Origin of the sequence: Acutalibacter sp. 1XD8-33 (assembly GCF_003612555.1) — a bacterium.
In the GTDB taxonomy this organism is placed as follows: domain Bacteria; phylum Bacillota; class Clostridia; order Oscillospirales; family Acutalibacteraceae; genus Acutalibacter.
In genome coordinates this window covers 32,424-42,527 of the sequence record NZ_RAZF01000026.1, presented here as the reverse complement: position 1 = coordinate 42,527, position 10,104 = coordinate 32,424, and the positions used below count along the sequence as shown (strand labels likewise).

The 10,104-nt window shown below is 53.3% G+C and carries 13 protein-coding genes and 1 pseudogene; 2 read left to right on the top strand and 12 right to left on the bottom strand.

Annotation, left to right across the window (positions count from 1 at the left end; all coding sequences use genetic code 11):
- The 3 genes and pseudogenes from D7X94_RS13925 to D7X94_RS13915 all read right to left on the bottom strand — a co-directional run.
- Window positions 1-452: pseudogene (locus D7X94_RS13925) on the bottom strand (helix-turn-helix domain-containing protein); the annotation flags it as partial.
- A gap of 60 nt (window positions 453-512) precedes the next feature.
- Window positions 513-788, bottom strand: coding sequence for a hypothetical protein (locus D7X94_RS13920; protein ID WP_120428272.1), 276 nt, complete (start codon window positions 786-788; stop codon window positions 513-515).
- On the bottom strand, window positions 781-996 hold the full coding sequence (locus tag D7X94_RS13915; protein WP_120428271.1) for an antitoxin: 216 nt from the start codon (window positions 994-996) through the stop codon (window positions 781-783). The genes D7X94_RS13920 and D7X94_RS13915 overlap by 8 nt, the downstream gene beginning before the upstream one ends.
- 283 nt (window positions 997-1,279) lie before the next feature.
- On the opposite strand from D7X94_RS13915, the gene D7X94_RS13910 reads away from it, so the two are divergent.
- Window positions 1,280-1,834, top strand: coding sequence for a hypothetical protein (locus tag D7X94_RS13910; RefSeq protein ID WP_199715125.1), 555 nt, complete (start codon window positions 1,280-1,282; stop codon window positions 1,832-1,834).
- A 43-nt stretch (window positions 1,835-1,877) separates the two neighbouring features.
- Here the strand turns inward: D7X94_RS13910 and D7X94_RS13905 are convergent, their stop codons facing one another.
- Entirely contained in the window at window positions 1,878-2,123 is a 246-nt protein-coding gene (locus D7X94_RS13905; RefSeq protein WP_120428269.1) for a helix-turn-helix domain-containing protein, read from the bottom strand.
- A gap of 167 nt (window positions 2,124-2,290) precedes the next feature.
- Between D7X94_RS13905 and D7X94_RS13900 the strand changes: the two genes are divergently transcribed.
- On the top strand, window positions 2,291-2,989 hold the full coding sequence (locus D7X94_RS13900) for an LptM family lipoprotein (protein ID WP_147401740.1): 699 nt from the start codon (window positions 2,291-2,293) through the stop codon (window positions 2,987-2,989).
- 84 nt (window positions 2,990-3,073) lie between these two features.
- Here the strand turns inward: D7X94_RS13900 and D7X94_RS13895 are convergent, their stop codons facing one another.
- The 8 genes from D7X94_RS13895 to D7X94_RS13860 are packed head-to-tail and all read right to left on the bottom strand — an operon-like array spanning window position 3,074 to window position 9,744.
- Complete coding sequence (locus tag D7X94_RS13895; protein ID WP_120428267.1) at window positions 3,074-3,508, bottom strand: hypothetical protein; 435 nt, start codon at window positions 3,506-3,508, stop codon at window positions 3,074-3,076.
- A gap of 17 nt (window positions 3,509-3,525) precedes the next feature.
- Window positions 3,526-5,088, bottom strand: a complete 1,563-nt coding sequence (locus D7X94_RS13890; RefSeq protein WP_243111324.1) for a phage tail tip lysozyme — start codon at window positions 5,086-5,088, stop codon at window positions 3,526-3,528.
- Window positions 5,089-5,103: 15 nt separating this feature from the next.
- On the bottom strand, window positions 5,104-5,502 hold the full coding sequence (locus D7X94_RS13885) for a hypothetical protein (protein WP_120428266.1): 399 nt from the start codon (window positions 5,500-5,502) through the stop codon (window positions 5,104-5,106).
- Window positions 5,503-5,515: 13 nt separating this feature from the next.
- Window positions 5,516-5,938, bottom strand: a complete 423-nt coding sequence (locus D7X94_RS13880) for a hypothetical protein (protein WP_120428265.1) — start codon at window positions 5,936-5,938, stop codon at window positions 5,516-5,518.
- 5 nt (window positions 5,939-5,943) lie between these two features.
- Entirely contained in the window at window positions 5,944-6,420 is a 477-nt protein-coding gene (locus tag D7X94_RS13875) for a putative ABC transporter permease (protein ID WP_120428264.1), read from the bottom strand.
- Window positions 6,417-6,905 (bottom strand): DUF4376 domain-containing protein, encoded by a 489-nt coding sequence (locus D7X94_RS13870; RefSeq protein WP_120428263.1) that lies wholly within the window; start codon window positions 6,903-6,905, stop codon window positions 6,417-6,419. Before D7X94_RS13870 ends, D7X94_RS13875 begins: the two co-directional genes overlap by 4 nt.
- Complete coding sequence (locus D7X94_RS13865) at window positions 6,902-8,620, bottom strand: DUF6273 domain-containing protein (RefSeq protein WP_120428262.1); 1,719 nt, start codon at window positions 8,618-8,620, stop codon at window positions 6,902-6,904. Before D7X94_RS13865 ends, D7X94_RS13870 begins: the two co-directional genes overlap by 4 nt.
- Entirely contained in the window at window positions 8,620-9,744 is a 1,125-nt protein-coding gene (locus tag D7X94_RS13860) for an RNA-directed DNA polymerase (protein ID WP_243111323.1), read from the bottom strand. The genes D7X94_RS13865 and D7X94_RS13860 overlap by 1 nt, the downstream gene beginning before the upstream one ends.
- Window positions 9,745-10,104 lie beyond the last annotated feature (360 nt).

The following is a 10,104-nucleotide window of genomic DNA, read 5'->3' as shown; positions in this document are numbered from 1 at the left end:
CCTTTATACAAAAGGTGTTCCGCCGTAACATTCAAGAAAATGTCGCCCCGATAAATCCAGTTATAAAGGGTTGTTTCGCAAATATGGGTGTCGAACTCCATTCCGTCAATCGCAATTTGCGCCAAAGCCGCGCCGGGGGACCTCTTCTTTTCAATAATCTGTTCTTCGATATACTCCGCAAAGGCAAAGTCTTTCCCCAGCTTTATGTCCGGTCCCTTTGCCCGCAAATGCTCTTGATACTTCCGTTCTGCAACGTCCGCACAATACCGCAATACGGGTTCCAGTTCGCTTGTAAGCTGTTCGCACATTCCCCGCGCAATTTCATTGTATACAGTTTTCAGGCAAACGCCTAAAGCTTCCGCAATTTTCGGTTTCGGCGTTTTTATTTTTAGCATACGTTCAATGGAAAGCCGATCTTCCCACTTCAAATGTTGATTCCCTTTATAGTTCATATTCTTTATTTCCTCCATAAGCAAAGGCGGCGGGCGTAATGCCCGCCGCCTTTTTACGTTTCAATCGCCTTGCCCGTTGAACTGGGTGTATATATCCGCTATATCCTTCATCGAATCCACACGGGAAAAATCCTGCCCGGCGCAAGTAGCTTTGTAAATGGACCAATAAAGCGCGGTTCGCGTCCTCAATGGTTGTGTTTCAATAATTCTTCGTACCCGCTCGAATGTATTGTTTTCCATGACTGTTTGAAGGCGCGTCCGCTCTTCGTCTAATTTTGCCACGTCCTTAACTGCTTCCGCAAAAGCGGGGTGAAAGAACACTTTGCATTCATTCATGATCTTTTCCCCCAATTCCCGCCGCCGCGTCAAGCGTTGTTTCTATCCATTCATTCAGCGACTTTCCAGTAGCCTTTGCCGCGGCAATGTAAAGTTCCTTTTTCCCTTTTTTGACCGCCGGATAAAGTCGATCATAGGTTTTTTCATAATATCTTCGCTTCGCGTCTGTTGCGGCTTTTCCGCGCGGTGTTTCGTATTTTCCGGGCATTTGCTCCACCTCCGTTTTTGTTTTCCATTATACCACGCTTTCTATACTAACGCAAGTATAAATATTGTACATACTAACGTTAGTATATTTGTGCAAAATTCCATCTTGCTATTATACTAACGTTAGTATATAATAAAAGACAGAAAGAGGGAAACATAAGCCGCCCACCTGCCGGGGCGTTAAGAATATGGCGGGGGCCAACCTTACGGGCCGACACGAAAAGGGGGCCGACACGGTAAAAAAGTAACTAAAACATTTCGTTTCATATATGGAGGTAATCAAAATGAAAAAATTTGAAATCGGTAAGGAATACTTTGACACAAGCGCGTGTGACCATAACTGCATATTCACAATTAAAATTGTGAAGCGCACTGAAAAAACCGTTACATTCGAGCGGGACGGCGAAACCCGCCGTACAAAGCTTTTCAGCGACGAACGCGGCGAATATGTTATTCCTGATCGTTATTCTATGGCCCCCGTTTTCCGCGCTGAATATGAAGTTCAGCAGAAAGAGGAACCCGCCGCCCCCGCGCCCGTTGCAGGGGACGCGGCCCCCTCTAAAATCGTGACGATCTCCCAGCCCGCCGACGACGGCACAGTTATTGTCATGCTGGGTCAGCGCGTCGAATGCGTGTGCGGGGCTTGCTATCCCGTTCAGGGCGGAACGGTCGTCGGATTCTGCGACGAACCCGCCGGACGCTTCACCCGCGGCGGCGTTTTCGCCTTGATTCGCTGGGACGAACGCCCCGGCAAGCCCGAACGGGTCCGCCTTTCCGATATTCACCGCCGGGGCTGGCGTTCTGCGGGCGGCTCCCCCCTGGGCGTGTTCGTCTGCTGATACTTAACACAAAAGCCCGCCGGGTTCCATTCCCGGCGGGCTTTTAATCTTCCTGTTCTGTCAGCCGTTCCATAGACACGCCCAGCACCTTTGCAAGCACAGTCAATTCGTAGTCGGTAACAAAGCGGGTCCCGATCTCAATTCGGCTTACGCTGTCCCGCTCCATTGTTACCCCTGCAATCTGCAAGCGGGCGGCAAGCTCGGCTTGCGTTATGTCCCTGCGGGCGCGGGCTTCTTTTACCCGCCGCCCGCAAAGGTTCTTTCGGCCTTTGTATTCGTAAATCTTCAATGCGGCTTCCCTCCTGTGTGTTAAAGTTCCGCTTTATTCTTTACTTTAACACGCGGCAAGTGTATAATTGTGTTAAAGGTCAGAACGACGTTGAAACAGACGGTTCCACCTTTGAAAAAATAAGCAAGCCGCCTAACCTTTCGGGCGGCGGAATGGAGGATTCCAAAATGAAAAGGGTTCTTTCTCTTATCCTTGCGGCGGGGCTTGCGCTGTCCCTCTCCGCGTGCGGCGACGTGCTGGTTGATCTCGACACGCCGAAATCAAGCGAACTTTCCGCGCAATATGATTTCTACCCGGATTCGATGAACACAATTCGGGCAGATATGCAGATCACGCCGGAACAGGCCGACGACGTTTTCATTGCCCTTGTGTCCTGCGGCCTTGACGGGAAGATCAGCACGGTTTCCGAAACCGACGGCGTTTACAAGGTTCGCTGGGGGACAAATACCCTTGAAGTTATGATGAACGACGACGGCACGATTTCCGAAATCAGCGACGGCAAAGACGTTCTTTATCCTGAATACAAACAGTATAACTTCTTGCTTGACTGTGACGTGAAAACTTCCGATGTGAAAAGCGGTTCCGGCGACGCGATCGGGCAACGGGCTTTTGTCAGCGTCCTAAAGTCCCAACTTGCAGAACTTACGGCGGAAAATTTCGCCGAATTTGCCGAAACCGTCGTAAAAGATAGCGGGTACAACTATTTCACGATTAAGTGTGACGACGGAACAGGGATTGTCTTTGACGGCTCCGACGTAACGATTCCCGTTTATGGAACCCTCGACGACGACGGGCGCGTTACTGATACCGCCGGATTTATCACGCGCGGCGTGGACGGCTCTTACACATACGAACAGGCCGACTAAATACCGCCAGCCAACACAAAAAAGCCCGCCGGGGCAAAATCCCGGCGGGCTTTCATGTTGTCCGAACCTGTCCGAATCGGACGGTTATTTTTCGTTCATGGGAACTATCGTCCCCGGCTCTGCTTTCAATTCTGTGGCGATTGCTTCCACTTCCGGCGGGGAAGCAGTAACGACAATTTCGGTCGTCGGTTCAATATACGCCGCTATGTTCTCATTGTTGCCCCACGCCTTTTTCGCTTCCTCCAGCGCGGTTTCGATCATGCTTTCAATGTCCTTTTCGCTGAAAAGCAGTTTTAGAATGGCGGGGATCCGCTGGTAAATCCAGTCGGACACGGCGGCAAGCTTCAACTTTCCTGTTCCGCCACCGAACTGCTTTTCTGCCTGTGTAACAAGGCTAAAAAGAACCTTGTTCAGCACCTTTGTTTCGCCGCGCTTGACAAGTACGACGATTAGGGCAAGGAACGCAAGGATAACCAGCACGCTGTCCCAATTTGCGAACAGAAATTGAATAATATTCATTGTTGTTTCCCCTTTCTTTAGCCGACGACGGAACAGGCGGATTCAGGAACCCAGCCCAGCCCGTCAATGTGTACGCCGCATTTGCGGCCCGGATAATGATATTTAACTGTGTATGTGCCGTTTACGGCCTTTCCCTGCCCGTTCCCGTTGCTATCCCGGTATAAGGGGCCGGAATACTTCACCCGCGCACCGACGCGCATTTTCGGGGCCGGGGCGGTCCCTGCGGACGTTGCACCCTGAATGTCTGCAAGGTCAACCCAGCCGTAAACCGTGGACCCGCCGCCGCTTTGCGCGATAAGGTGAACCGGGTGTTTTGCCCCCAGCGCAAGCTGTGTGACCTTTGCCGTTCCCGGCTTACACGCGGGGCCGCTGTTTGCGTTTGCACTTGCATAATGCGCCGCGCCCGTAAAATGCACCACGTCGCCCACAACGGGCATTCCCGCGCCCTGCGTATCATTTGACCCCGTAGACGTTGCGGGCGGCTCTGTGGGCCGCGTGGCGGTTCCTGCGGGGGCTTTGACCGTAACCGCCGAAAAATCAGGCAATCCGAACCCGCGAATATACCGCCCATTGACGGCAAGGCTTCTATACCCCACCGCGTTGCTCATGTTGCCCTCAATCACTTTGATTGTGGACCCTGTGACAGATACCACGATTCCGACGTGATCGGGCGCGGCTGTATTGTCGGTTGCCGCATAGTTCGGGCCGTCGTTCCAGTCGTAAAAAACCACGTCGCCGGGGGCCGGAACGTATGCGTCGTTTTCCTGCCAGCGTCCCAGCTTTTGGTATAGTTCAATCATTTTTCCGCAACCGACTTCCTTTGGCATGACCGCCAATGCGCCGCCCCGAATGCTTACAACGGACACAAAGCACGCGCACCACGCGTCGGTGTACTTCATGGGGTAGCCGCGGGCCAGCGGCTTGTCCGCATTGTAAATGTCGATTATCTTCTTGTGGCTCCCGTCGCTCTCTTTGCACCCGAAAAAGCTTTCAGCGATTGCAACAATGTTCGCCCGGTTCTGCTTCTCTTTTGCTGTCATAGTTCCTTGCCCTTTCTCCGCTCCCGCGGCGTACTTGTTATAGTAGGTCTGTCCGTACCCAGCGCGGCGTTCCTGCGCCGCTGTGCTTTGATCTGCGGGCCGCTCGAATTTCAACAAAACCGCGTCGGACGCGGCCCGAACCGAACCCGTCGTTTTCAGGACGGACAGAACCGCCGCATAACCCGCGTTCAGTTCATGAAGCAAAAATTCAAGCTGTGTTTCAAGGTCGCCCACCGACGCGCCCCGCGCTTTGACGAACTCCAAAAGGGCCTTTTTCCGGCTCCAATAGGTCCATTGTGCAAGGCCGTACCCGGCGGAATCGTTCACGAAATTTCCGTATGCGCCGGAATCTACCGCCGCCGTGTACGTTTCGTCTGTGAATCCCAGCTTCTTTTCATAGCTGTTTTGAATGTTCGTCGGCTTCAAGCCGCTTTCGGCGTACAGATTCCCCATAAGGCCCGCGGCCCCTGCTGGGGTCATGCCCTTTCCGATCAGGAAATTATAAATCTGTTCTTCCGCCGTTTTTCCTCTCAATGCCATTTGTGAAACCTCCATTTAAGGCTGAATGTTGTTCAGGTCAACGGGCAACCCCTCTGTTTCGGACGGGTTCGCCTTTTTGATCTTCACGACGTTTTCCGCCTTTGCTTTCCACGAATAGAAACCGATAACCGTTGCCGTAGGGGTTCCCACGTATGCAAGAAAAACCCCTAATTGCGAAAGGTCAACCAGCACCGCCCAAAAGCCCAGCCCGAATCCCGCAAAATAAGTCAAAAGAACCGCCGAAAGAACAAGCTTTGAAAACTCAATCTTTCGGGCGGTTCCTTTTTCCTCTTTGACGGTCTGTGTGGCTCTGCTTCGCGCGTGTCGGCGTTTCCTATACTGCCGCCGCTCAATCAGCGCAAGGGCGGCAATGCCGCCGATCAGTCCAGCGGCAACGGCGAATACATATCCCATGCCGCACCGCCCTTCACAAAAAATCGTGTTTTATCAACCGTTCATCGTACACGCGCTTAATGTGTGCAACGGCGTGTGTCGCGCGGTTGTTTTCATAGTCCGGGTGGGTATCGCAATACTTTTCGTAAAAGTCGATTTCCGCCAGAATTTCTATGAAATCTTCCCTTGTGTGCGGAATATCCCGCAATAACTCATTGTTGAATTGCAGGATTCTTGATCTGTGTAAATCCGCATTTCGCGCGTCGTCCGTTTTGATGTGTTCATCAAGTGTTTTCCGCGTTTCGTCCAACTTTGAAAGTACGTCTTTATTGATTGCGCGTCCTATCGCCCGTGCAATAGCCGTCCACGGGTTAATTTTGATGGGGGCAATCTGAATCAGCGTAACAAGAACAAGGAAAACCCCGCCGCCGCTGGTCAATAGCTGTGCAAGTGTCACGTTCTCTACCTCCCGAAAATGAAATCTTTGTAAACGCTTTTCAGCGAATACGGGGCAATGTCGGGCGGTTTCTCTGTTTTACCGTACACGGCGCATTCATAGGCCCATATAAGCCACCGCGCCGTGTCCTCCGCCCAAATCGCAAGGGGCATAATCAGGAACCACAAAAGGCCGAACGCCGGGCAAATCTGCCCCAGCACGTTGCCGGGCAGATTGCTATAATCCCAAATGCCCAGCCCCAGCCAAAGGTTCAGCACGCACCCGCTTACAAACTCGACGGCAAGGACGATCAACGCCCCGATCATTGCTTGCACGATGACCGGGGCGCGGTAAAAACCGGGCCGCTGATTGATTGCCCCAACAAGGACCCCGCAAAGCCCGCCGACAATCAGCATTGCAGGGTGGGACCGCCCCCGAAAGAGGATTTCAAGGGCAACATACACGGCCCCCAGCGCGGCCCAAATCGTCAAAACGCGTTTCATGCCGCACCCCCGCCCGCGGCGGCGATAATTGCCGCCATGCTTGCCGCAAGGTCTTTCGGAAGTTCCGCCCCGTAGACAATCGCGGGCAGTTCTTCCAGATCGGCCCGCGCAATCCACGCGTTCATGTGATTGCAGTATGTCCGATGGTAGAACACGTGGGCCGTTGCCGCCTGTGCAAGCGCGGTAAACTCTTCCGCCGGGTACATACGGCAAAGTTCCCCGTCTGCGTGATAGGGAACCGCCGCCGCGCCCTCTTTGACCGTCTGCGCCTGTGCCATCAATTCTGTTTGGTCGTGTTCGGTCAGGCTATACCGTGACCCGTCAACTTCAATCCCCGCATAGATCGCGGCGGAACAGGCCGCTCCGATCTCTTGCTTTTTCACCGCGCGAACCTGTGCAACGTCGTTCCAGTCGGCGGGGGGCTGAATCCCCATCCGCTCCAGCCGCATATTGCGAATACTGTCTTGCTTGTGTTGTACGCTCATTCAAAATTCCCCCCTGCCGAAACAATGTAGCAATCGCCCGTTGCCCCGTTTCTCTTGACCTTGATTCGGAGATTGAACCCCCATTTCGCCGCCGTCTTTGTGGTATTGCTCAAAAAGAACTTGTTTCCACTTGTGACGGCCTGTGTCACGTCCTCCCACGTGGGCGACGCGTCAAAGGCATTGTTGCAGACTTCGACGGTAAAGGTTGCCCCCGTCGGAATCTGCCGCGTAACGCTCATGATTGCCTTTGTAACTGCGTCGTCGGAAGAAAGCGGGGTTGCCAGCGTCATTTCGATTTCGGTTTCGTTCTTTGTGAACGTAAAGGTTCGGGTGGCTGTTCCGCCGACGTTATCCGCGGCGGCGATTGTCAGGGTATGGGACCCGTTGGCAAGCTTCACCCATTCCGCCGCCGTGACGCTGAACGAATAGTTCTGCCCGCTGGTCGCGGTATAGGTCCGCTTCACCGTGTTGTCGATCTTTTCCGTGACGGTCAGGGTTTGCCCGCTGTCCGGGTCTGTGACTGTGTAAGCCTGATTGAACGCCCCGGTTTTCGTGCCAAGATCGCCGTTGTTCCCGCTGATTGTGGGCGGCGTGTTGTTTATGACGGTTCGGGTCGGGCTGGTGCTGTATGCTGATTCTGCGCCCGCGCTGTCGTAGGCTTTAACCCTGTATGCGACGCTTTCCCAGCCCTGCGTGATCGTGTCGGTATAGGTTTTATTGATACCTTTGTAAAGCTGTTTCCACGCGCCGCCGTTGTTCTGCCGCTCCAAAATGTACCCGGACAAATTGCCGTCCGCGTCCGTGGAAGTCCCCCACGTTACGGTCAGGGTTTGCCCGCCGCGAACCGTCGTCGGAACCGTCAGGCTGGGCGGCGTGCTGGGGGCGCGATTCCAAATGATTGTATATGCGCCGTCGGAATCCGGGGAATCAGATACCAAGATTGAAGATAACAAATTACAAAGCGGGCGAACGCCCCTGCCGCCGCCGCACGCGTAGTGCCAGTCCAACGCGCCGGAGGAATGGACGCTGCGGACGAGGTACGAGAAGGACGCGTAAGCGTCGCAAAGCCAGTAGTACCAAAACGAATTTGTGTTGAAACTGCTGTTTGTGTACTCACTTTTCGACACACATTCCGCCGTGGGTTTCGCCCGTCTGGAAGCGTCGTCCGTGAACAGGGCCAGCTTGCTCCCGCATACAACGTCGCCCGTCAAGCCGACTTCCGTTGACGACGCAAAAAAGATTTTGTCGGTGCAAGTTTCAGTTCCGCCGCCGTCCACCGACGCTTTGCCGACGGTATGCGTTGTAGTAAGCAAGGCGGCGACAAAGCTTGCCGAGAACCCCGCAAGAAATCCCGCTTCCCCGTCGTATTCGTTGTAGTTGCTCCATACGTTAGCGTTTGACGGGGGCGCGTCTGCGCTGTGCTGTGCGGCGTACCATTTGCCCGCCGCCGCTTGACTGTTCAGCCACCGCCGGATATTCGAGTAAATCCAGCGGTTATTGCCGTAAGATCGGCGGTTGCTGTCGCTGTTGCCCGATTCGATAGCGTCAAAGCATTTCAGCGAAATAATGCGTTCTGTAATCAGCGTCACGGAATTTGCAGGATAACCCGCGTGGCCCTTGTCGGCAATCTTCCAGACAATGGGCTTGCCATTGTAAAGCGTTCCCGTGTCCTTTACCAATGTACCGACGGCAAGAGAACTTAAAGCTTTTGCCATTATGTGACACACTCCTTTTCTGAAAGTTTTTCTTCAAATAGGGTTTTATACAGTTGGTCCATTTCGCGGATAAGGTGATAGCAATTCCCCTTTTCCGCGTGGCTCCGCCAGCTTCCGTAGGATTGTTTAATCTCCCGCATGGTGATTTTTCCGCGGTCCAGCAAAGCCCGCTGTTTCTTTAGCTTCCGTTGTTCATTGCTCTTGCTTGCCCTCCTTACTTTCCGAATCACTTTGCCGCTGTCGGTCAGGTATGAATGAAACCCTAAAAAGTCAATACCGTTCCGCAAAGGAAAGATGTTCGTTTTGTTGTTCAAGGTCAGCCCCAGCCGGGCAACATACCGTTCTATTTCGCGGCGGCAATACTGCAAGTACGTCTTGTCCTCATGTATCAAGTAAAAGTCGTCCATATACCGCCCATAATAGCGAATACCCAGCTTTTCCTTGATGAAATGATCTAACCCCGAAAGGTACATGACCGCGAACCATTGTGAAGTTTGATTTCCAATCGGAACGCCCGGATTCTCCGTACTGTCAATAATCATATCGACAAGCCATAGAACGCCGGGGCTTTTGACGTACTGCCGTACCATCTGTTTTAACGGTTCATGCTGAATCGAATAGAAATACTTCGATATGTCGCATTTGAGAACCCAGCCGTCGGCGTAATCGGCGGCTTGCGGGGCGGGCCGCGACAACCCCTCCTCCCGGCCCTCCCGCTCCGCCTTTGCCTTGTGTGAAAAATAATAGGACCGCATGAACTCTTCCAGCCTGTATAGGCCGTCATGCGTCCCGCGCCCGCGCTGTGAAGCGTAGTTGTCCCGGATAAAGGCGCGGGAAAATGCTGGTTCAAGTATGTTATCGCATAGGGAATGCTGAACGACTTTATCTTTGAACGCGTTTGTCATAACGACGCGCTCTTTCGGTTCGTACACCCGAAAAACGAAATAGTCAGACGGTTTATACGTCCTGTTTTTCAGCATTTCCGAAAGTAGGCAAATTGCTTCCAGCAAATTCGCTTCAAACTTTGCGACGCTGGCTTTGCCCCTTTTACCTCTGCGGGCTTTCAGGAACCCCGCATACAGGTTTCCGAAATCATATACCCGCGTAAAATCTGCGTCTGTCATTATAAAAACTCCTTGCCGTGTATAGAATCCGCCTTGCAGGGCGTTTCCCACCCCGTCAATGCTTTATCATCGGACCCCGCCACGCGCCCGCGGCGGGGCGGAAGCTGGTTCCCGTGGGCCTTGCTTCACCAATCTTGTATTTACCGCCGCCCTCTCACTGCGGCGGAGGGATACACCTTCCTTTGATAGTGGGCCTCTGTTTTCGGCTTTTGGCTTACTCAATCGCGGAAATCCACCAAAGCGGGCGAACGCCCCTGTTGCCGTTGTACGCGTTGTTCCAGTTCATCGCGCCGGAGGAATTGACGTTGCGGACGTTGTACGAGTTGGACGCTACAAGGCATACCCCAAAGAAAACCCGGC